Genomic DNA, 23,341 nt, shown 5'->3' on the forward strand with positions numbered 1-23,341 from the left:
CAATGCGTAGACTCTAAATGTGGCGTCAGCGCATCGCGCCGTCCCAGTCAGCCAAGATTTCTTCCAGATGATCACGCTCCAGAATTTCGTGAGCGAGTAGATTGTCTGCGATCACTGCGAGTGCGGACCAGTTTTCTGTTCGGCTGAGAATGCGGTGAAGTTCAACGGACTTCTGTTCCAGATAAACCATTCTTTTCTGTTTGGATGTTTGTAATTGAGCGGCGTTTTGCCAGGCGTTCTCCCAGTCAACTTTCCACTCTGGAACGATCGCCGGGTGGAAGGGATCGCCGGTATAAATCATTTCGGCAACTGGTCCGCCAAGTGCGACGAGAACCCGCTTTTCGAAAAACTCTTTGCGGTTGTACTCCCCGCGCTGCCACTCAATCTCGACATCGCCGTAGCGTTCCGGTCCATCGTCCCAATCGGGGTCGATGCTGAGTGAATGGACAATCGCCCCCAGTGCCATGGCGGTAAAGGCGTGTCCAGATTCGTGATAGGCTGTGATGTCTTCCATCGTGGAAAGTTACTCGTTCTCATGAAACCTGCACAAGTGAGTGACATTCCAATGAGCGCCCTCGGTTTTTGAACAGATTCTGAATTGCGTACTTGCTTTACCGTCTCCCCGTGAAGAGCGAGGTTCTCTGGTAAAATTGCTGTTTGCCCGAGACTGAGGGCGTACGTCATTTTCAAAAAGGTTCGAGCAGGAATGTGAGAGTTTCTTATGGCGCAGTCTCGATTTTTTCCGCTGGGATGGTTGCCTCTTCCGGGAGACTCATTGACAATCAGGATGCATTCCTCCACCTTCCTCCGCTTGGGCACATCCCAATGACCTACCGCTTGAAACCGAACTCGGAAGATAAATCGGCTCCAGCATCGTCGCAAAAAGACGAGAAGCGGAAAAAGGAGGAGCCTGCCAAAACAGAGAAAGCTCTCGGACGACTGGTTTCGCTCGATGCGTTTCGCGGCTTCATCATGGTGATGCTCGCAGCGAATGGATTCGGGCTCTACAAACTTTCCACAACCGATGAATCGAGTGAGCTCTGGAATATCCTGAACCGGGAAACGTTCGAGCAGATCGCATTTCACTTTGAGCATCCCCCTTGGCAGAGCTGTTTTGTGCCAGGGAGTACTGATGCCACCGTCGGTAACGCCTGGCTGAAATGGAAAGTCTCCTTCTGGGATTTGATCCAGCCTGCATTCATGTTCATGGTTGGCATGGCGATGCCGTTTTCGTATGCACGTCGAGAAAGTTCCGGGCAATCTGCATTGACGCGAACGATTCATGCGTTTCTGCGGGCTGTTGTACTCGTGTTGCTGGCGGTCTTTTTGTATTCACAAGGAAACGATTCGACGAACTGGATGTTTACGAATGTTCTAGGGCAAATCGGATTGGGCTACTTCTTTGTGTACCTGATGTTGGGGTTCCCACGTTGGGCTCAGATCAGTGCCTTCGTCGTGATTCTGATCGGGACGACACTCGCAGGGCAGTTCGTTCCGCTTTCTCAAGAGTTTGTTCCAGAAGAGGTCAATGCAAGCTACGAACGAGGTGAAATCTTTGCTGAGCCGTATCGGCAGTGGTCGAAGAACTGGAATGTCTTTCATGAATTCGACCTCTGGTTTTTAAATCAATTTCCACGTCCAGAGAGAGACAATCCTGAAGAGATCCCCCATCGATTCAATCGGGGTGGATATACGACGCTGAACTTTGTTCCGTCGATGGCGACGATGTTGCTGGGAGTCTTTCTCGGCCAGTTTGTCTTGATCGCTCCACGAAACGGGAAGACTTTCTTATGGCTGCTTCTGGCAGCTTTGTTGTGTACAGGACTCGGCGTTGCGGCGGGGGCGACATGTAATCCCATTGTGAAGCGAATCTGGACACCGGCCTGGGTTCTTTTCAGCGGTGGCTACGTCATCGGACTGTATGCACTCTTTTATTTGCTGTTCGATTTGTGGCCGTTGAAGAAATTGGCGTTCCCACTTGTTATCGTTGGAATGAACTCGATTTTTGTTTACATGGTCGGACAGCTCTTGCGTTCCTGGATCTCTCGCGAGATCGTCAAGAAACACTTTTCGTTTGTGATCGATAAATTCTTTGTACTGGTGCAAAGTGTTACCGGTTCAGAGTATTCTCCGGAACAACTTCAAGAAATGTTTGCACCAGTGACGGTGGCGACTTCGGTCTTCCTTGTCATTTGGCTATTTTGTTTATGGCTTTACCGTCAGCGAATTTTCATTCGCATTTGAAATCACGTAACCTCTAGAACTCAATGAATTTTGAAAGAATCGACATGAACTTTTCTCGACGAATCGCAGGCTTGGCCCTGCTGGCTCTCTTAGTTAATGGCTCTGCAGCATCGACACAAGCTGAAGATGCCAAAGTGATTCGCGTGGGAGTTATCGGTCTCGATACCTCGCACGCACCTGCTTTCGCAAAATTGCTCAACGATAAAGATGCCTCTGGTTATGTTCCTGGTTGCAAGGTTGTGGCTGCTTACCCGCAAGGAAGTGCAGACATTGAATCAAGCACCAGCCGCGTTCCTCAGTACACGAAGCAGTTTCAGGACATGGGGATTGAAATCGTTGATTCAATTCCGGAATTGGTCAAAAAAGTTGACGCAGTTCTGTTGGAGTCGAATGATGGTCGACCACATCTGGAACAAATTCGACCGGCGCTCAAAGCTGGGATCCCAGTTTTTATTGATAAACCGATTGCTGGGTCGTTGAGTGATGCGATCACTATCTTTGCCGAAGCAGAAGCTGCCGGCGTGCCGGTTTTCTCAGCCTCTTCGCTTCGCTACATCAAAGGTGGTCAGGAAGTTCGTAACGGTTCCATCGGAGAAGTGACCGGAGCAGATACGTACAGCCCTGCGTCATTGGAAAAAACTCATCCCGATCTCTTCTGGTACGGGATTCATGGTGTCGAAGCACTCTTCACCGTAATGGGGCCCGGTTGTGAAGAAGTCGTTCGCATGTCGACTGACGACTACGATGTTGTTGTTGGAAAGTGGAGTGACGGCCGCATTGGAACTTTCCGAGGTCTTCGAGCTGGTAAGCGTGGATACGGCGGAACCGCCTTCGGTACCAAAGGGACACAAGTCATCGGACCGTACGCTGGTTATGCTCCGCTTCTGAAAGAAATCGTGACCTTCTTCAAAACTGGCAAAGCACCTGTTTCCAAAGAAGAGACTCTTCAGATTTACGCCTTCATGGAAGCTGCCGACGAAAGCAAACGCCAAGGCGGCAAACCAGTCTTGATCAAAGATGTCATGAAAAAAGCTGGCGGGAAATAGTCAGAAACAGTAGAGCAAACTGCTCTAGCCCCCGGTCATTGATCGGGGGCTATTTTTATTTTGGGCCCATTTTGTTTTTGTTGAAAAGCCCAGTGTGCTTTGTCTCAGTGCTGCATGTGTATTAACGCCGTCTTGTCGTTGTGTCTTATCACTGTGTTTTCAATGATTTCAGGTAGTCGAGGTATTGCATGTCGAGTGTTCCGAAGGGGACTTCGGTGAGGGTTTCGAGGCTGTCGGGGTTGTAGCGGACTCGGTCGATGGGGCTGTAAACTTGTGACAAGTATTCAATGAATGCGTCCCGATACAGGCCATCCTGGTAATGCATAAAGAAGTGAACCAGACCGGTCGCCTGGCTGTAGTATTCGTGAAGTGTGTGGTTTTCTGGAGGTCTTTGAAACTGCCGCTTTCCGAGGCTCATGAATTGCCTCATCGGGATGTAAAAATCGTCGGCGGTGACAATTCTTTTCGCCCAGTAGATACGCGGGTGAGTCGGGTCTCCGGTACTGATTTTGACTTTCGATTCTTGCCCCGAAGGTGAATCGGATTTGACGGTTTCGATTTCGAACGATTCCAGATAACAGGCAAATCCTTCAATGACCCAGAAGTTGTTGTGTTCACCGACATCGACAAGTCGCCGCCCGCTTTCCCCGAGGATTTGGTGAGTCACTTCATGGAACATGGTTTCCTGATTGGGCTCGGCCTGCTCGGGGTCATCGTCGTAGTAAAAGAATGAAAGCCGCGCCTGAGGAAGGTAGAAACCTGTCGCGATTTGGGTGGACTGATTTCTGTTCTGAAGTTCCTGGACGAACTCTTCTCGATTCGAGTAGTAATAGATTCGATGCCGATCCTGCAGCCGACCGCGAGAAACCGCTCCTCCGCCGAAGAGTTTCTTCATTTGGTCAGAGGTTTGGAAAAACGCAGCGAACTCTCGCATAAAGAATTGATGGAAAGTTTCTAACTGCCGGCTGATTTCGACAGCCTTTTCTTGCGACAAATTTGTTTTGATGTGGAAGTGCTCAGTTTCAACTTCCCAGCCTTTGCGAAAATCTTTGCGAAGGGCCGCTTCTTTGGCGGCCGTCATCCATCGACCTTCAAACAGTCGTTGTCCCTGTAAATATTTGTCGACATTGTTCTTGTGAATCCAGCCGAATTGAGGATGGTCGACAAAACCGCGTGTGCGCATCGTTTTCGAAAAGGGTGTCGACCAGTCTTCGCCATCTCGGGCATATCCGAGAAGCTTTCGCCCCTGTCGATGATCGGGATTGTGGTAAACGAGTTCACGGACCAACTGATAAGCAAAACTTGCGTGACGTTTTTGAATTGCCTGAAGTGCCAGACGATACAGTTGAAGAGAGTAATCCTCTTCGATTTTGCGTAATTGGACACGCCATTGAGTCTCGGCTGGACCGAGAGTCTTCGGAAGATCCGGAAGGACAGAGGTCGGCAAATCGTCGTAGTCGATCAACCCTTCGTCTGAGGGAGAAGCTCGCTTGATAATTTCGTCGGCATCGCTGAAGAAACTGTTCGCACGGCAGAACTCCGCAAGTTGCATCATTTCCTGAGCGAAGTTGGCGTGCGCCTCTTTGTACTGCTCCTTGAGGAGTGCAAGGTGAGGACTCTCTGCTCGGACAGTCGCTCCACTAGCGAGGCCTGAGATAACGAAAAGTGTCCCGATGGAGCGTATGATAAGTGTTTTAATCGTCATAACCTGATTTTAGGTGAGACAGTCAAATTGGAAAAGAGGACTCTTTGTGTGTATGGACTGCATCGGAGTGTGGGGAGACTAGTGTTGTGAAAGGCTGCAGGATTCTCAGGGTAAGACATTGGTGGTAATTCATGGTCACGACGACTGGCACACGCGATCTACTTGCAAATACGCTCGAGCGGACCGGGACCGGCTCGTTGCTCTCTGCAACGGTAGGACGTTGGAATGGGTTGGTCGTCTTTAATTATCACCGCATTGGCAACGCTAAAGAATCGTTCCTCGATCGGGCAATTTTCAGTGCCTCGCAGGATGAGTTCGATCAACAGGTTCGGTTCCTGAAGCGGAACTTTGATATCGTTGGTGTTGAAGATCTGCCGAGGGTTTTGCATGACTCTTCAAGCCAGGCTGTGATGATCACATTTGATGACGGGTATCTCGATAACTACGAAGTGGCGTTTCCCGTATTGAAAGAGCACAAGGCGTCGGCTCTCTTTTTTATCGCGAGCGGATTTCTCGACGATCATCCCATTGCCTGGTGGGACGAAGTCGCGTGGATGGTTCGCACATGCAAGCTGTCCAGTCTCCAATGGAAAGAGCATTTCGAAGAGCCGTTCCCATTGAAGAGTGAGCCTGCCATCGCTGAGGCAATTTGTCAGCTTCTCTTGAAGTTGAAATCCATACCCGAAACTGAGGCGGCCGATTACCTGACGCAGCTAGGAGAGATTACCGGGACTGGGCGGTGTCCGGAAGATGTTGTGGATACGATTTGGATGTCTTGGGAAATGGTGCGCGAGATGAGGCGATCCGGGATGGACATCGGCGGACATACGGTGACGCATCCAGTCCTTGCAAACTGTTCAACCGAGCAGCAACGACACGAGATCAAACAGTCAAAACTACGGATTGAGCAGGAATTGGATGAACCAGTTTCTGCGTTCAGCTACCCGGTCGGGCAGCCCGATTCATTTACCGAAGAGACAAAACAGATTCTTGCAGAAGCAGGTTATGAATGGGGCTTCAGCTTCTACGGTGGCTACTGTCCGACGTCTGGCTTTGATCCGTATGATCTCAAGCGAATGCCGGTCGAAAAACGAGTTCACCGAAATCTCTTCCGCTCCATCGCCAAACTTCCCCAACTCTTCGCGAAGAAGTAGCTCTGAGTGGGAAGCTAAGTCTGCATTACTCAGCAGCGCACACCCTTTGAAGGACTTCGCATCACTTACTGAGTCGGTGGGGGCAATCGGTACTGCCGGAGTTGCTTGCTGCGATGTTGTTTCAGACGACGTACGACGTATTCGTTGAGAATCTCGTTGCGTGTGTTCCAGTCGCTCTCGCTCAATCCTGCTGCAGGAGCAAGTTCACCCATGGTTTCGAGTGCGAGTTCACAGGCTGCGAGAGATCGCTCGGTGTCGATGGTTTCAAACTTGGAGATTTTTTCGGTGTTCTGCCAGCGGATGTTCCAGCGATACCGTAAAATTTCCACAAGTCCATTTAACTGATCCCAGCGAGCATCGTCTGTGGCGACACTTTCTGGATGTTCACAAATGATGTGGATCGCCTCGCAAACATTCCTGACCGATTGATCGGTCGGAGTTGAGTAGTAGATGGTGAAAAGCAAGTTGTTCAGTTGAGCCAGATCAGTTGGTTGATCCACTTTGCGAAGGTACTGGATCGCTTCGTGGCTGACAAACGTCCCGAGCAGGGGATCGAAGGGATGAATGTACTTGATCAGTTCATCGACCATTTCGGGCGTTATCGTTTTTGCTTTAGCAAGTTTCCCTAAGGTTTCGATGTAGTCTTTTCTTCGCTGATCATCGGGATGAAGGCGGCGTTTTAGGCCTTCGTGTTTAACCTGCATGATTTTTGAACGAGGACGATCCAGAAGTTGCTTCTTGATCGCGGCGCGGTACCCCCAGATGTTATCCGGGTTGGCGTCAATGAGCTTGTGAGCGATCTGAACATCTTCTAGTCGCTGAGCGATATCGAGGCTTTCGTCATCTTCAAGGTAACCGCCGAATGTTTTGCCGTACTTGGAAAGTGCGATGCGTGTCTGTTGGGATTTCGGTGCCCAACGTGCCACTTCAACGGGAATTTGAAAAGCGAGCCCGGGGTACTGAGGCGAGAACGGAGTTGTCTTCTCAGGGAGCCATTTGACGACCGCTGCATCGTTCAATGTGCCTCGTGTTACGGGTATCGACCAGTCCCAACCGATCTCTGAGAGCAGAAAGCGAGCTTGTGGATTCTGAATGCGGTCGACGAATTCTGGAGAGATGATTGGCTCGGTTTGTAGCGATCCAACCAAAAGGATTTCGCCGGGGACTGACTCAAGGATCAGCGTTTGTGGGAAGACGGATTTCAAAGTCGCGACGGTCTTCTGGATGATCTCTGGACCGAGATCGTAGTAAGCCAATCGTTGGCAGAAGATGCCTTTTTGGGAAAGGAGTCGTTTGACATCCTGATAAAAAGTTTGTGTAAATTGACCAGCACCTGCGGTTGTCGCACTCATTGTTTCGGGGGCGATGATGGCATCGTACGTTTGTGCGTGACGTGCTTTCACTGCGAACTGCAACTCTGCATTGATGAATTGAACTTCGAAATCGTCAGCCCATTCTGATTTGAGCGAGTCACGAACTTTGTCCAGAAATGGGACGCCATCGACGACCGTAACGGATCGAAGCGGGTAGGCCTCGCAAGTTTGCAGAGTCGTCGTGTGCATTCCCAGTACAAGCACATGCTCGACCTGAGGATGTGCGACCAGCGAAAAGAGTCCGGGAATCACCTCCGCTGCACTCTTGGGACAGGTTGCAGAGTTCGTGGAATGCAGTTCGGCGACGAGGCCATCTTTTCGAATCATCAACTGCGAACCGCGATGTTTCCAGAAGCTCCAGCGGCTTTCCAGATTTTCGAACTTGTGGGACAACCGTCCATCGTCCATCCAGTGCAACTTCGAAAATTCCACACCGTTTCGAAGTGCGGAGAAAGCATTTCCTGAGTAGACCAATTTTTCAGGGTAAGCCATGTTCAGTTGTGGAGTCAGCAGGAACCCTGCAGCGACAAGGCATCCGAGTGACGCGAGTCCGATTTGTTGAATCCAGGTTTTGGGAAGTTGTCCCAGCAGCAATAACAGTCCACCAGCAATGATGAACGTTGCAACGAGAAGAATTCCAACGGCAGTCGTGACCGTGATTCCGCTCCACAGGGCAACGCAAAGGCCCGCTGAAAATGCAAGAATCTGACGACTCATTACGCCGGAAGTCGATTCATGAAGAGCTGGTGCGGTTCTGAGCAGGACTCCAATCGGGAAGCTCAACAGCATCAGTAATGCGGTTCGCGAAAGGAACAGTAGGTATGTGTGAGAGATGGATGCGGTCTCCAGCACGAGCAAATACGTGACAAGTGGAAACAGAAGCACGGTAAGTGCTCCCCATGTTGCCAGTGAGAACCATTTCGTCGCTGGCGAGACTGTGCGCGGGATCAGTCCACCGCAAGCAATTCCAAGCAGGAAACTCCCGGCGAAGGAGAATTCTGAAATCAGATTGTTCAGGACAATTTGAGAGCAGATGAATGCGGCAATCGCAAAGGCGAATCCGAGACTGGCTGCGAAGAGGATTTCGAGACTCACCACTCGGCGCGGCGGGGCATCGGTTGATGTTGACGTTGGGGGTAGGGTTGTCGAGTTTATTGCGAATTGCTGAGAGTAATATGCCAGGGCTCCGGCGAGGATCGTTCCCGAAATCGCCAGCCACATCGCGACATTCGGAGAGATTGCGAAGCCGAGGAGTGACGGGACCAAGACCAGTGAGAGTCCGATTCCGGTGAGGAATCCAGAGCGATGTATCGTTTTTTGTGTGAATAAAACTGTTGACGCACAGGCCATTGGAAACAGTGAAGCCATCACAATGGCGAAGGTAATTCCGAATTCGGTGGTTCGGGACGCCAGTTGTGAAACTTCAAATTGCCGGATTGATCCCAATGAAAATTCAAGGACGACGGGCTGAAAGAGAGTCCAGATCGGAAGTGACCAGAATGCGATTGTTGTGATCAGTCGGCCTTGCCCTCGAAAGAATGAGACACATGCTAAGGCAGACAAGCCAAATGTCAAAATCGTCGCGATGGTCACTTCAGGGCTTGGCCCGAGTGACAAGCGTAATCGCGTGACGACGGTGAGAAAGAGAAGACCGACACACATTCCTGCAACCACCTGAGTGGTGATGGGGAGGAATGGTCGGACGATATTCAGGAATGCACGCAAGCGATTCATCGGCATCCTTGCCAGCTTGGGTGAGTGGGAAAGTCAGAATGATGAGAGACGCAGACGGCTTGCAGACTCTCTCCGGCCTTGAATTTACGTCATTTCGCGAAAATGGAGCAAGGTCATTCTGTCATTTGTACAAAATGTCGACTCCGGGCAGTCTGCTTTCCACATTTCTGAAATCGAAGCGCGGTACTGAGTGCAGCGAACATCTTCAGACGATATCCTTTCCGTTTGCGCCTCGAAAATGCTGATGAGAGGCCATTTATTGACAAATCCCTATCCGAAAACCTCTGGAATGATGGATCTTCTCAGTCTCTGAGAGGTCGTTTCCAGGTTTTTGAATCAGTTCAAGAATTCTCTGAACCATAGAGCAGCTCTTATGACTTCCGAATCGACGTATCCAGTCGTGACGCTCAAGCCCAAAAAAGCTTTGCCGTTTTTTAGCCGTCACCCATGGATGTACGCAAATGCGATTAAAACGATCACGAACTCTCCCGATGTCGGAGCTGAGGTTGTCGTCCTTTCGAATGATGGAAAATTCATTGGGCGAGGTCTCTATAATCCGCAAAGTAAAATCCGGGTACGGCTCTATTCCTGGGAGGAAGAGCAACTTTTAGAACGTCCATTTTGGGAACGGAGAATCAAGGCTGCGATCGATCTTCGTCGGAAGCTCTTCGGCGACGGTCCCGCGTGGAAAGCCTGCCGTCTCATTTTCAGCGAATCTGATGGTCTCTCCGGTTTAACTGTGGATCGTGTTGATGACTGGCTGGTGGTGCAATGGACCAGTGCGGCTCTCATTAAACATCAGGCAGAGATCCTTGAGATTTTGCAAGCTGAACTTTCACCAAAAGGGATTTGGCTGCGTACAGAAAAAGGGATCAAAGAGCTTGAAGGTCTCGATGTGAGCGACGGACTTCTTTCCGGAGAGAGACCGCCGCGTCCGTTGTTTATTGAAGAGAACGGCTTGCAGTTTGGCGTCGATCTTGTCGAAGGGCAGAAGACGGGGTTCTATTTTGATCAGCGGGAAAATCGCAAGGCCTTCGCTGGCTATGCCGATGGGGCAAATGTGTTAGATGTTTGCTGTTATACCGGCAGCTTCGCTCTCAATGCAGCGAAGCAACCAGGTTGCCAACATGTTCATGCGATTGATTCTTCAGCCTCCGCATTGGAATTGGCAAAAGGGAACGCCGAACTGAATGAACTTTCAGCAAAGATCACGTTTCAGCATGCCGATGCGTTCGATGCACTCGAAGAACTTGTCGCTGAGAAAAAACGGTTCGACTTAATCATTCTGGACCCACCGAAAATGGCGCGAACACGCGGGGGCTTGAGCCGGGCGATCAAAGGCTATGTTCGCATGAATCGCATGGCGATGGAATTGATGAATCCGAATGGAATTCTGATGACGTGCAGTTGTTCGGGGCATGTTACTCACGAAGACTTCGAGCAGGTCGTCGCTCGTGCGGCACTCGACGCCAACAAGACAGTACAAATCCTGGAAGAGCGTGGACAAGCACCCGATCATCCGGTGATCTCAAGTTGTCTGGAAACGTCCTACTTAAAGACGTTTATCTGTCGGGTGAGCAGCTAGTTTCCAACTCATTCACAGTCCACGATTTCATGCAGCGCTTGTCGAAGCGAGCGTTCGGTTGACGTTCTGTCGCGGCGCGTTACTTTCAGTGCTGGAAACCTTCGTATTTTTGACGTTTGGAGAGACCCATGCTTCGCGTTTTGAGTTTGTTGTTCGTTGTTCCATTTCTCGTTTCTGTTTCTCATGCAGAGGTGAAAACAAAAAAGATTGCTTACGAACATGGCGACGCAAAGTTGGAAGGTGTTTTGGCCTGGGATGATTCATTCGAAGGCAAACGCCCCGGTGTCCTGGTTGTTCATGAATGGTGGGGGCTCAATGACTATGCTGAACTGCGAGCAAAGGAGCTGGCAAAGTTGGGATACGTCGCTTTCGCTTTGGACATGTACGGAAAAGGACAAGTGACAACTCATCCGTCACAGGCGGGGGAATGGGCTGGCAAGATTCGTGAGAACACACAGGCATGGAGAGAACGCGCGCTAGCGGGACTCGATGTTCTCAAGAGGCAAGACAATGTTGATACCGCAAACATGGCTGCGGTTGGTTATTGCTTCGGTGGTTCGACAGTCCTGCAATTGGCCTACGCCGATGCTCCACTCAAGGGAGTCGTCAGTTTCCATGGTGCTCTTGTTCCTCCCAAAGAAATTGAAAAAATTGACTCCAGTGTCCTTGTGTGCCACGGAGCCTCTGATTCATTTGTTCCGGCGGAGCAAGTTCAGACCTTCGAAAAGGAAATGCAGGCTATCAATGCGGACTACCAACTCGTTTCCTACGGAGGAGCACGTCACGGATTTACGAATCCGAAAGCAGGGGACTTTGGTATCGAAAATCTGAAGTACGACGAGAACGCGGACAAACGATCTTGGAGCCTGATGCAGAGTTTCTTCGGTGAACTTTTTCCAAAGAAGAACTAAGAGTCTCTAACAATCGCTCTGGAGTCGGACCGAAAGACTTGGATTTCGGACTCTTGTGCAGGTTTTTCTGGAGCGAATCACTCTTTAGGGATTGTCGAATCGTGATTGACGAACAATTTTGAGTCCGTGGCCCCTTTCGTTCCGCGCTGACAGTGTGGTACGAAAGGGGATTCGTTTGCATTTCGTACAAGTCCTGTCACAATACTCAGATACGAAAAGTTTGAGCATTCAGTTCGGATCTTTTTTCTGCGTGTCTTTGAAGTTGGAGCGGCTGCCGGTGATTTTTGGATTTGGTAAGGGTGGGCGAGATCACGACGACGATGATGACGATGAAGAAGAAGACGAACTCGACTTCATCCTCTTTAAAGGGGCTATGAATGAGAATAATCCCGATCTTTCTGCAAATGGACGTCTCGTTCAGGCGGGGTTGATTCCAGCGAAAAAACTGATTTCCGAAGCACTCGCACGTCGAGCGGACACGATCCGCGTCGAGCCTAAAGGGAAAGTGGCTGCGGTCTCTTATCTGGTCGACGGAGTTCCGTATCCTGCGGCAAAAATGCCACCCAAGGCAGCGAATGCTGTCATCCAGATGCTGAAACTTCTGGCTGGTTTGGATATTACAGATAAGACTTCCAAGCAGAGTGGGGGAATCAATGCTGAGTTCGACGAAGTTGACCACGAAGTCCGGATTGATGTCTCCCCTGTGAAGACGGGTGGCGAACGATTGCTGGTTCGGGTTCAGAATCTGAAAGAGAAGCTCGAAACGCCGAGCGACTTGGGATTCAGTGACGATTTACAACAAAAAATTCGCGAGATTGGAAGTAGCAAGACCGGGCTGATGCTTGCTGTCGGAATGCCGATGTCCGGGACGACGACCCTCACAATCGCGATGATTCGAGGGATTGATCCTTACCTGTACTCGTTGGCCTCGATTGCCGACATGCATGGTCGTGATTTGCCGCATATCCAGGATTTCAAATGGAATGAAGGGGACGATCTCGAAGCGACCATCAAACGAACAGTTCGCTCCGATATTGATGTCCTTTTTGTTGACCCAATCAACTCTGCAGAAGAGATGAAAGTGGTCCTGGAAGGGGCGGCAAGTCAGGCGTTTATCTCAGAAATTCCTGCGAGAGATGCTGCTGACGGAATCGCTCGCGTTGTCGCTCTAACGAAAGATCCCAAACTGGTCACCGCGGGGCTGCGGTTGGTGATCAGTCAGAAACTTGTCCGTTTGCTGTGTCGAAAATGTCGCCACGCATACCGTCCAAATCCGAAACTCCTTTCCAAAGTCGGTCTTCCTAAAGAGACCCGCAAACTTTATCGCGCTCCGCGATTAGATGAAGAGGATGACGAAGAGGAAGATGTTTGTGACAACTGCGGTGGAACAGGCTACCGTGGCCGCATCGGATTGATCGAGATGATCGAACTGACTGACGACATTAAGAAACTCATCCTTGCCGGGGCAGATGCAGCTGCACTGCGTAAGAAAGCCCGTGAAGCGGGGATGCAGTCGTTTCAGTCCGATGGAATCCGACTTGTCGCCGAAGGAAAAACGTCTCTCGAAGAACTTCAGCGGGCGTTTCGCGCTTGATCTCTCGAGAGTTCGAGCTGAACCATTTTGTTGCATGGGACGACAGATTTTTCTGTCTTCCCGTGATCCCAGTAGAGATTCATGAAGATGAAGAGTTGTTAGTGAACCGGCAGCTCGGCAAGCTGCACGAATGATTTTGCTCTTACCAACCTTTGATGACCCACGAACGAATCACAAACGTAAAGCGAAGGCTTCAGCGAAACTTGATTCTCAAGAAATCGAAAAACTCTTTTGAGGCAATTCCTGACTTCCGACAAGGTTTCACATCACTGGAGGAATTGAGTTGCAATTTTTAGAGGTCTTGGCAGCGATCGTTTTGTTCCTCATTGGGCTCCGATTGTCGGCTTTTTTCAGTGGCTCGGAGACGGGGTTTTATCGTCTCAGTTTACCGCGACTGAATATCGATGCGCGTGCTGGTGACCGGCGAGCACAACAGCTTCTCTGGTTTTCAAAGAACCCGGCTTACTTTGTGGCGACCTGTCTGATTGGGAATAATGTCGCTAACTATTTGACCACGGCGGCCATTGGATGGGTCGCGCTTTTAATATTGACCACAACGAACGAGCAGATTGATATCGCTGTCACGTTGTTGATGTCTCCGATTATTTTCCAGTTCGGTGAACTGCTTCCGAAGAGCATTTATTATCTGACGCCACTCACTCGCTTACGAAAAGATATCCGCTGGTTCCAGTACTTCTTTCGCGCGTTTTTGATTCTCAGCTTTCCGCTCGTCTTGCTGACTCGTCTGCTCGAAAATCTGAGCATGCAAAAAAACCAACCAGCAGAAATCGTTCTTGGTCGAAACCGACTTGTACAGCTGTTGCAGCATGGGCATGCTGAAGGAGTGTTGACAGATATCCAAAGCCGGCTGACGAACGGTCTGTTGCAACTCACACCGCAGTCCGTGCGAACTTCGATGACGCCGCTCCCCCGGATTCTTGGCTTGTCAAATTCTGCTTCGAAGACAGAAATCCTGGAGTTCGCAAGGAAGTTCGGGATTTCAGCTGTGGTCGTTCATCATGCCGAATCTCCCGAGGACTGGTACGGCTACGTCCCTGTGGCTGAATTACTTCAGTCCGATGAGCCACAATCAGTCATTCATTCAATGCCGGTGATCGATCACCTCAGTAGTAAACTCGTCGCTTTGCATCAATTGCAGCGTTCCAAGTCCATTTATGGAGTCGTCAAGAAAACCGATGCCTCCGGCGAGAGCCATACTTTGGGGATTTTGTCGCGCAACGGACTCGTGGAACAGATCTATCGTCCCGAACTCACCCAGTCAGCATTCCGCGCGAGGTGAGGAAATCCTGATTCGAAGTGCAGGGGCAGGAATTGAATTCAATTTCCAGAAAATTCCAACACCCTGACAGGTCACTTCGTAATCAGGTCAGATTCCTGCTGTCCTTGTCATGAACATGTAGAACCAGTCCGGAAACTTGTGGAATGCTCAATTCTCTCACTGATTGAGAGTGGTGACTCCGGTTTCAGGATCAATTCTAGAGGCTTATTGAAAATAATTTACATATCCTGTCTCGTGGTGATATGCGATTTTCCACACGAAAAGCATTCTCCACGGGCACAAGAAGTACGAAAGTGTTCAAACGGTTTGAGTTTCGCTTGCCCGTTGTCATTCTCCATTCGAGCAGCGGGTTCAATTTGAAACGAGTTTAATTTGCGGCTCGAGAGGCCGCGGAATGTGGATACGATGCCCAACAAGTCTTCCCCAAAGCAGAAGAGACTTCGTCCGGAAGAGATTGTCACCTTGAGTCGTGAGATTCAGGCGATGGTCGCTGCCGGCGTCCCGTTAGATATGGGGGTTCGGAGTGCTGCGGGAGGGTTCTCTCCGAATTTGGAATCGGCTGCACACAAAATCGCAGATCGACTCGAACAGGGAGCCAGCATTTATGAAGCGTTCCGCGATGAGGCATCCGTGCCTCCAGTGTTTCGAGCAATTCTCGTCGCCGGGTTTCGATGCGGGGAAACAGAATCGGTACTTCGAGACATCACCAACCTGACGCAAATGCAGATTGCATTGCGACAGGCTCTGAAAATTGGCTTGGTCTATCCGTTGATTATCGTCTTTCTGGCGATGGCGTTGTTCCTGATTGTCATTAACGGGATGCTTCCCAGGCTGGCGGAGTTCCATGTTCTAATCGATGCAGAAGTTCCTCGTTGGATGTCTGTACTGATGAACATTCCCGTCCCGCGGTTCGCTTTGGTTTTCATATTGTTGGCGTTTTTCGCCTCGATAATCTGGCTCATCAGAACTGGTCGACTGACTCCTCTGGGAGGGCTTCTCTGGATGCCTGGCGTCTCCGGGGTCGTGAGGGATTTTTCGGTTGCTCATTTTTCCCATTTGTTGTCACTGCTGGTGAGTTACGGCGTGCCACTTCCCGAAGCACTTCGGCTGACTGCGGAATCGATTCCAGATGGACCTTTGAAACAGCAGACATATGCAATCGCCACCAATGTTGAACGTGGTGAGGAAATTTCAGACTCGCTCAATGGGCAAGCTGCGTTTCCACCATTTTTGAAGTGGTTGCTGGTAGCCGGCCAGCGTGATTCTGAATTAGGAACCGCTCTTAAGCATGCATCAGAATTTTATCAGAGTCGGGCTCAAGGCCGGGCGATCTGGCTGAGCAAAGTGGTCCCAGCGATGTGCGTTGTTGTCGTCGGTGGAAGCGTGACCTTTCTGTATTCGTTGAGCGTCTTCGGGCCGATGGTCGAGCTATGGTCAAAAATGGCCCAAAACTGATCATGTATTTATTTTGGATACCAGCAATACGCATTCATGGAGTAGAACTTGGAATCTCCGGACGAGACATCTGATCCGCAACCGACTGAGCCTCGCACAGTATTGTCGCCGCTCATGATCGCTGCAGGTTTGCGCGCCGCTGCAAGTGAGATGTCTTCGAGTAAAGACCGGGAAGGTCTCACCAAACTTGCTGATGCATTGCAGACCGGTGCCTCGGTGGACGGAGCACTCGCGAAGACTCCTGGCCTTCCCGCTGATCTTCAGCAGATCGTTCTCGCAGGAACCCAGACCGGCCGGCTTCCTCAACTGCTGGAAGAGTATCTTTCGTCGAATCGTCAGTCTCGGACCCTTTGGAAAAGCTTCTATTTCAGTCTGCTCTACCCCACCATCGTTCTTCTCTTTGCGATGACTGCGGTCTCATTGTTTCTGGCACTGATCGTTCCACAATTCAAAGAGATCTTTTTAGACTTCGGCGTGGAGCTTCCATTGCTGACTGAGGTGATCATTAAGTCCGCGGATGTCGCGAATAAAGTTTGGCTGCCAGTGTTTGTTGTCTTTGTCTGTTTAGTAGTGTTGTTCCTCATTCGCAAGATGATTCCATTTGCAGCGTTTCGGGCACGCCTGTTTCATTCTCTTCCTTGGATCGGAACTGCCCAGGCGATGGCAGCGGCTTCAGAATTTTGTTCGCGGTTAGCGGTTCTGGTTGAGTGCCGCATGCCGTTGCACGAAGCGATGCAGATTGTCTCGCAGACCGTTCACGATCCATACATGAGTGAAGTGACAACCAAGTTCTCGAATCAATTACGATCAGGGGCTCCGCCGGAAGAGGTCGCTCGAGATTTACCAGGGCTTCCTCATTTTTTGAGGAACGCATTTCGCTGGTCGAATGACCCTGAGACATTTGCTGAGGGGCTCCGCTCATTGGCGATTGTGTATGGCTCGCAAGCACGCGTTTCAGCCGGGCGGCTTATCATCGTCACCGAGCCAGTTGTTTTCGTTGGCGTGGCACTGGTGACAGGTACTGTTGTAATCGGCATGTTCCTTCCCCTCATTCAACTGATCAACGAACTCAGCTAACAAGGGATACTCGTTTATGGAGCCGCTCCTTATCCTGCTTGTGATACCTTTCATCGCATTCATGATGTTGCGCGCCGATTCTCTGCGCCGAAACGGTCTCGACCCGCAAACTCGCGAAGCCGCGCGGAAGTCTCTCCCTCTTCTTTCCGTGGTCATCTGGCTGATCGCTGCTCTCTTTTTGTATTTCGGTTTTCAGGAAATCCGGACACCTGAAGTCACTTACAGATTTGTTTTCGTTACGACAGCACGGCTCGGGTTAGGAGTTGGCCTGCTGTTTCTCGGTTGGAAATCATGGCGAATCTCGAAGCATATTGAGCAAGCGGATCTGCCACTTCAAGAAGTGGTTCGTCGCGATTTAGAAGAGACAACGGCGCGAATAACGGCGATCCTTTTTATTCTGTTGCCGTTCGCGTTACCAGTAATGGTCTTGTTAGCCTTTGTGGGGTTTATCCCATTGATTTTTGTTGGTGCTGCAAATTTTTCAAAAAGCTATATCTTGAATCAACTCTTGTGGGCCTTTGCGATTGCAACAAAAAACCAATCTGATCTGGCGATTGAAGTTCAGGCGCTCGAACAGGTGATCCGGAGGGAGCAGAACTCCGTTGTGCGATACGTTTTTCTCGGACTGACAGCATTGGTCCTCGTTGTTCTGGCCGGATTACTCTTTTCTTTCAGTCAGTTCCTCGGCATCTATTTTATGGTGATCTTAATTTTCATCGCGTTTGCGTATGTGGTCCGTCGTGTCAGATTGTTCTTTCTGGTGGAAAGGCTGGGGATTCTAGCGGCATCTTTGAACCACGGTCAGTCACTCAGTAAAGCGATGAGTCACCACCCCCAGTTGTTCTCTTATGACTTGATCGGAGCGGTCGACAGTGCAGCTGAGCAGGGAGATCTATCGTCAGTGCTAAGTGAAATCGCCACTGCCGATTCACGGAATTTTGAAAGAAAAAACGTTGCCGGCTCTCTGACTGATACAGGTTTGCTCTATGTCGTGATCGTCTTTGCCATGTTTTTACAGATGATCGGTTTTATGATGTATTGGGTTATTCCGAAATTCAACGCGATCTTCGAAGATTTTGGAGTTGAGCTTTCAGCAGTGACTCAACTGCTTGTTGATTTTTCAGACATTGTCGCTTCATACTGGTACCTGCTTGGACCTCTGATTTGCCTGCCGTTCTTTCCGTTTGTGGCGGTCGCGCTCATGTCGCAGGAAAATTCAAATTGGGTTCCGAACTTCATTTTGCGAATGTTCCCCAGAATCGAAACGCCACAGTTACTCCGGCGACTTGGGTATGTTGCCGATCAACGAGTACCACTTCAGCCGAGTTTGCAGTCGCTGGCACATGCGACTCCCGATTTATCCCGCTCTCGCCGGTTTGAAAGACTCGAAAACCGGATCGAGCTCGGAGATTCTCTCGGACAGGCGCTCAATGATGAAGGGTTCGTGAATACTCGCGAGGCCTATTCCATCGACAACGCAGCCACGTCCGGTCACCTGGGGTGGGCGCTCACTTCGATTGCGGATTCGATTCAACAACGACGTCGAAGCCGTTCCAGTTGGGCACTCGAATTTATCCGCCCGTTGATGATCATTTTCCTGGCAGTACTCGTGGGATTCTTTTGCATTGCCATGTTTATGCCCTTGGTCAAGTTGCTGAATGAACTTTCATGAGAAGAACGATTCACATTCCCGGACACGCCACTCGGCATGCTGCCACGACCGTTGAATTTTTAACGGCGGGAGTCCTGCTTTCCGTCGTGATGACATTCTTGATTCCCTTTGTCGCTCGTATCTCACTGGTCAACCAGGGGATTGCAGATCGAGAATTTGCCCTGCGGGAAGTTCAGAACATTGTCACCGAGCTGCAATTGGGCAGCGACGTGAAAGAGCTCTCTGACGACGCGAAGAAACGATTAGACAATCCTCAATTGAGTATTCAAAAATCTTCAGAGACTCCGAAGTCGCTGGAGCAGGTGACGGTTTCCATTCAGTGGACAAATCGATTTGGCGAACCGGGGAATCCTGTTTCACTTTCGTACTGGCAATCTCAGGAGGAAGTGGAATGAGACCGACAGATAAAAGACTGACGGAGAAAAGCCCTCGCGAATGTCGTCACGGTTGGACGTTGATTGAAATGTCGATCATCATTTCGCTGTTGGGAATCGTCACGCTGGTTGCGACGTCACTGTTTTCCGTATTGATGGAACTCGACACCTCGATCGCTTCGGCCTCCGCATTTGAGTTGACGGCGCAACGCTTCGAAGATCAGCTCCGCATTGATGTCTCGTCAGCAACGGGTTTCGATCAACGTGAGAATGGGTTCGACCTGGTCCCGGCGAGTGGACCGGTGATCACATATCGCATCAATCAGGAGACGGTGACGCGATTCATTGATGGCGATCGTCATCGTTCAACCGATGAGTTCACTTTTGTTGATACAGCAATTCAGTACAAAATCGGCCCTCAACAACTCGAAGTGCTACTCACTAAGATTCTTCCAGGTGAGCCTCAAACTCGAACAGCAGTGCTTGGAACTCCGGTTGGCACATCGATCCGTTTTTTATTGCAGCTTGGTCGTTCACTAAGATTCCAATCCACCAAATTCCAATCCACTGTCACGAAAAGTGGAGACGAAGAATGAAGTCGAAACGTATTCAACAAATTCAACTGGTTCCGAATCGTCGGTCAGGAGTCGCCATGATCATGGCGATCCTCCTGCTTCTGATCAGCACATCGATCTGCTTCTCAATGGTTCGCACTACTTCATTACGCCAGAGCCGGTTCGAAAATCGGCAGTGGAAACTGCAGGCCAACTTGCTTGCAGATTCTGCATTGGAGCGGGCGGCTCAACAATTACGCATGCAGCCTGCTTCCTTTGAAGAGGTCTGGGAAGTGACTTTCAATAATGAATCGGGTGAAGCACGGATGTCTGCTCAACCTGCGAATTCAAATCAATATGAAGTGACAGTTGTCGCAACGTACCCCAGCGGGGTGCCGCAACGAGCACAAACCACAGTTCGCGCAATGGTGGATGTGTCTGACTTGTCCGGCAATGAATCGACTGAGTAAACGCTCACAATGCAGTTTAATACGATGAGATCCCCTATGAATCGCCAATTTAAAAACCGAGGCTTCACAGCGATTGAATTGCTGGTTGTCATCGCAATCATCTCAATTTTGATTGCATTGCTGTTGCCCGCGGTGCAGCAGGCTCGTGAAACAGCACGGCGGGCGCAGTGTAAGAATAATCTGATGCAAATCGGATTGGCGCTGCACAGCTATCACCATACACATCAAACGTTGCCTCCTGGGACAATCAATTCAACAGGACCGATTGACAACGTTGGAAAGGGCTATCATTTCAGTTGGACGACGCAAATTCTGCCCTACATGGATGAGCATCTGGCGTATCGGAAACTTGATTTCGAAAAGTCGATCTATGATCCGGCGAACAACGAAGTGATTTCCCGGACCAGTCAGATATTCATGTGTCCTTCGTCTCCTTCAGGAAATCATTCTTACGCTGGCTGCTATAATGATACGGAACAACCCATCGACATGGATAACAATGGTGTGCTGTACTTAAACAGCAGGGTTCGATTTCGTGACGTGACCGATGGTCGGCACGCCACCATTATGGTTGGAGAAGTACGCTCTATCGACAGTTGGGCTTACGGCACAAAATCGACACTACGGAATATGTCGAAAATGAATTCGCAACTCGATTCAGCGATGTTTGAGAGAACTTTGGATCGGAACTACTACGGGGTTCCGGAAGTTGACCTGGATGAAATGATCGAAGCTGGAGAAATTGATCCCAATAAACATGTCGGCGGTTTTCTGGGCTGGCATACTGATGGTTCACATTTTTGTTTCGTCGATGGGGCTGTGAAATTCATCTCAGAACGAACTGATAAACAGGTGCTGCTGAATCTTGGAAACCGCCACGATGGAAATTTACTGGAGCAGTTTTGATAGTTGGTTTTCACTGGCGCGAGAACACGAAGGTGCTTGAAAAGTCATCTTATGATTCAAAATGAAAACAACACCTCCCGCGTATTGGCCAGAAGCATGGCACTCCATGTCGTTCTGTTGGGGTGGCTGTTCATGTGGTCCATGCTGTTGCCAGTGACGGCGTACGCACAGGGTTCCGATCCGGACTTGCTCGTCGTGGCGGAAACGGCCTGGGGATTTGATGGTCGTGTGAAAGTGCAGGAGTTTGTTCCGCTTTGGATTCAACTCAAAAACATCAGCAGCACTCCCTGGCAGGGGGAATTGCAGCTTTCACGAAAAATGCGAGGAGAACGTCAATTTGGAGCGACTATCGTCCAGGAAGTTTCGCTGCAAGGAGATGAAATTCGCTGGATTCAGCTCTCGCCTTACGTCCTTGATGATTTAGAAGATTGGGTACTTCGTTGGGGGCCGGGTAAGAATCATGTGATCGACCTTCCTCCGGTGCTCAAAGGGGAGTCACCGACTGTTTTAGTTTACGACTCCGATGCCGTCCTTCAGGATACCACCGTTTTCCGGCGGATGTCTGAAGAGCGTTTTCCGACTTCGGTGACTTCAACAGATAGCTTGCGCGGCATCATTCTTGACCATCCCCCTTTCTGGCAGGGAGCACGTGCACGGGCCTTTCAAGATTGGTTATTTCTCGGGGGGCGAGTTTACATTTTGCATAACCGCGACGGAAAGTATCCTGTTTTTCCAATGGCACTGGCATTTTTGAATTCTGAGCAGACTCAGTTTCGAATCGGTTCGGGGTACGTTCGGAAAATTCCCCAAAAAGCCGAATCGTTTTCAATGACTCAGGCAGGTGTGGAGATCTTCAACGATGATTGGACATCAGAAGATGAGAAGCTCAGGAAAGAGATTCTTCAAGCTAAAGCTAACCAATACGGTCCGTATGGGGGCATTAATCATTCTTGGTCAAAAAATCGGGATCTGTTTCGAGAACTAATGGAACTGTCAAAATTCGAACGGTTTTGGCCGTTAATTTATCTGTCAGTCTTTGCCTATCTGGCGACCTTGTGGCCCGGTTGTTACATCATCGGGACACAGCAAAAGAACGTGACGCGGTTTTATGCTCTCTTCTTTGCAGCAACTGGCTTTTTTGCTCTGACGTTCAGCTTGCTTGGGCAAGTAGGGGGACGAGCGGAAAATCGATCGAGATCGGTTCTCCTTGCACGTTCATTAGGCGAGGGAAGTTTTGATGTGACCGGATGGACAGTATTGGCGAATATCTATTCCGGAGATAAAGGAATTTCACATGCGGGGAACGGAGTTTTATATTCGACAACACAGGAAACCGAATATGTTCCGGGAGAGCTTCATTCGGGGACTGGCGGCGTCGCCTCGTTTGAGATGCTGCCCGATACAAAGCGAACGTTACTCCATCGCGCGCGTGTCCGGACTGTTCGTCCGAATCCAAGAATACTTGGGAGCGGAGGAGACGACCTGAAGCTGCAGTCACTTTCTTTTGACATCACCGGAGCTTTCGATGAAGCTCCGATTTTCGCGATCGCAATTGTTCGTGGGAATGTGTACGAACTGGATATCAAGCAAAACTTACTGGAGTTTGATCGACGCAGGCAACCAACGGTTCTCACTCAGTACTTGCAAAAGCCTATCGATTTTAACATGAATTTTAATATGTGGGGCGGGCCGAGACAGGTTGACGAAGACGGAACCGAAGACGAAAAATTGATCGGTTTCGAGCGGTACCGCACACTCATTCGGCCCATGGTTGGGAGTAGTTTCGGACTCGGAAACGAGATCGACCTGCGGAAGCTCAAGTCGCATAGCTCGGGAGTGCGTCTGTATGTTCTGACAAAGACACCTGCAGATTTTGAGTTCGACTCAAAAGATTTCCCCGACCGAGAGGGCGTTGTTCTGTTCTCGTACGATTATCCGTAAGGCGAGCGACAGATTAAGAATGACCAACGCAGCGTAGCCGGACCATTGTCACGAACGGGGCACGTACATTGCTGTAAAGCACGCGACTGCATCTTTCGAATAGGCCAGCTTGCTCTAGCCCGCATTTCTCACGGGGTGGGTTTGGAGATCGTTTTTTGGGGTGTTGGGGTGATTATTGGGAGTGATGGTTTGAGTTTGGCCTCCTGGTGAAGCGCTTGGCTCAACCAGACCTGCTTTTCGGGTGAT

The 23,341-nt window shown here is 50.1% G+C and carries 18 protein-coding genes; 15 read left to right on the forward strand and 3 right to left on the reverse strand.

Features of this window, described 5'->3' with window-relative positions:
• Positions 1–25 precede the first annotated feature (25 nt).
• Complete coding sequence (locus tag ACN0YR_RS14835) at positions 26–514, reverse strand: hypothetical protein (RefSeq protein ID WP_417850021.1); 489 nt, start codon at positions 512–514, stop codon at positions 26–28.
• A 194-nt stretch (positions 515–708) separates the two neighbouring features.
• On the opposite strand from ACN0YR_RS14835, the gene ACN0YR_RS14840 reads away from it, so the two are divergent.
• Both ACN0YR_RS14840 and ACN0YR_RS14845 read left to right on the forward strand, forming a co-directional pair.
• Positions 709–2,244, forward strand: a complete 1,536-nt coding sequence (locus tag ACN0YR_RS14840) for a hypothetical protein (protein ID WP_417850022.1) — start codon at positions 709–711, stop codon at positions 2,242–2,244.
• 44 nt (positions 2,245–2,288) lie between these two features.
• The gene (locus ACN0YR_RS14845; protein WP_417850023.1) at positions 2,289–3,290 is read left to right on the forward strand and encodes a Gfo/Idh/MocA family protein; all 1,002 of its coding nucleotides are present in this window, start codon (positions 2,289–2,291) and stop codon (positions 3,288–3,290) included.
• A gap of 148 nt (positions 3,291–3,438) precedes the next feature.
• On the opposite strand, the gene ACN0YR_RS14850 is transcribed toward ACN0YR_RS14845, so the two are convergent.
• Positions 3,439–4,995 (reverse strand): hypothetical protein, encoded by a 1,557-nt coding sequence (locus ACN0YR_RS14850; protein WP_417850024.1) that lies wholly within the window; start codon positions 4,993–4,995, stop codon positions 3,439–3,441.
• Between the two features lie 131 nt (positions 4,996–5,126).
• On the opposite strand from ACN0YR_RS14850, the gene ACN0YR_RS14855 reads away from it, so the two are divergent.
• Positions 5,127–6,149, forward strand: coding sequence for a polysaccharide deacetylase family protein (locus ACN0YR_RS14855; protein WP_417850025.1), 1,023 nt, complete (start codon positions 5,127–5,129; stop codon positions 6,147–6,149).
• Between the two features lie 65 nt (positions 6,150–6,214).
• Here the strand turns inward: ACN0YR_RS14855 and ACN0YR_RS14860 are convergent, their stop codons facing one another.
• The gene (locus ACN0YR_RS14860; protein WP_417850026.1) at positions 6,215–9,256 is read right to left on the reverse strand and encodes a spermidine synthase; all 3,042 of its coding nucleotides are present in this window, start codon (positions 9,254–9,256) and stop codon (positions 6,215–6,217) included.
• A gap of 373 nt (positions 9,257–9,629) precedes the next feature.
• Between ACN0YR_RS14860 and ACN0YR_RS14865 the strand changes: the two genes are divergently transcribed.
• The 12 genes from ACN0YR_RS14865 (at position 9,630) to ACN0YR_RS14920 (ending at position 23,095) form a co-directional block, all read left to right on the forward strand.
• A complete protein-coding gene (locus tag ACN0YR_RS14865) occupies positions 9,630–10,841 on the forward strand; it encodes a class I SAM-dependent rRNA methyltransferase (protein WP_417850027.1) in 1,212 nt (403 codons plus the stop codon).
• A 128-nt stretch (positions 10,842–10,969) separates the two neighbouring features.
• The gene (locus ACN0YR_RS14870; protein WP_417850028.1) at positions 10,970–11,752 is read left to right on the forward strand and encodes a dienelactone hydrolase family protein; all 783 of its coding nucleotides are present in this window, start codon (positions 10,970–10,972) and stop codon (positions 11,750–11,752) included.
• 250 nt (positions 11,753–12,002) lie between these two features.
• On the forward strand, positions 12,003–13,346 hold the full coding sequence (locus tag ACN0YR_RS14875; RefSeq protein ID WP_417850029.1) for a GspE/PulE family protein: 1,344 nt from the start codon (positions 12,003–12,005) through the stop codon (positions 13,344–13,346).
• 283 nt (positions 13,347–13,629) lie between these two features.
• The gene (locus ACN0YR_RS14880) at positions 13,630–14,646 is read left to right on the forward strand and encodes a CNNM domain-containing protein (RefSeq protein ID WP_417850030.1); all 1,017 of its coding nucleotides are present in this window, start codon (positions 13,630–13,632) and stop codon (positions 14,644–14,646) included.
• Positions 14,647–15,051: 405 nt separating this feature from the next.
• On the forward strand, positions 15,052–16,101 hold the full coding sequence (locus ACN0YR_RS14885) for a type II secretion system F family protein (RefSeq protein WP_417850031.1): 1,050 nt from the start codon (positions 15,052–15,054) through the stop codon (positions 16,099–16,101).
• Between the two features lie 48 nt (positions 16,102–16,149).
• On the forward strand, positions 16,150–17,178 hold the full coding sequence (locus ACN0YR_RS14890) for a type II secretion system F family protein (RefSeq protein WP_417850032.1): 1,029 nt from the start codon (positions 16,150–16,152) through the stop codon (positions 17,176–17,178).
• A 16-nt stretch (positions 17,179–17,194) separates the two neighbouring features.
• Positions 17,195–18,850 carry a type II secretion system F family protein gene (locus ACN0YR_RS14895; protein WP_417850033.1) on the forward strand — a complete coding sequence of 552 codons (1,656 nt, stop codon included), beginning with the start codon at positions 17,195–17,197 and terminating at the stop codon, positions 18,848–18,850.
• Positions 18,847–19,245 (forward strand): hypothetical protein, encoded by a 399-nt coding sequence (locus ACN0YR_RS14900; protein ID WP_417850034.1) that lies wholly within the window; start codon positions 18,847–18,849, stop codon positions 19,243–19,245. The genes ACN0YR_RS14895 and ACN0YR_RS14900 overlap by 4 nt, the downstream gene beginning before the upstream one ends.
• Complete coding sequence (locus ACN0YR_RS14905) at positions 19,242–19,820, forward strand: pilus assembly FimT family protein (protein WP_417850035.1); 579 nt, start codon at positions 19,242–19,244, stop codon at positions 19,818–19,820. Before ACN0YR_RS14900 ends, ACN0YR_RS14905 begins: the two co-directional genes overlap by 4 nt.
• Positions 19,817–20,248, forward strand: a complete 432-nt coding sequence (locus tag ACN0YR_RS14910; protein WP_417850036.1) for a hypothetical protein — start codon at positions 19,817–19,819, stop codon at positions 20,246–20,248. The genes ACN0YR_RS14905 and ACN0YR_RS14910 overlap by 4 nt, the downstream gene beginning before the upstream one ends.
• A gap of 36 nt (positions 20,249–20,284) precedes the next feature.
• Complete coding sequence (locus ACN0YR_RS14915) at positions 20,285–21,154, forward strand: DUF1559 domain-containing protein (RefSeq protein WP_417850037.1); 870 nt, start codon at positions 20,285–20,287, stop codon at positions 21,152–21,154.
• 51 nt (positions 21,155–21,205) lie between these two features.
• Entirely contained in the window at positions 21,206–23,095 is a 1,890-nt protein-coding gene (locus tag ACN0YR_RS14920) for a hypothetical protein (protein ID WP_417850038.1), read from the forward strand.
• The last annotated feature ends 246 nt before the right edge of the window (positions 23,096–23,341 follow it).

Origin of the sequence: Thalassoglobus sp., assembly GCF_048270125.1 — a bacterium.
Classification (GTDB): Bacteria; Planctomycetota; Planctomycetia; order Planctomycetales; family Planctomycetaceae; genus Thalassoglobus.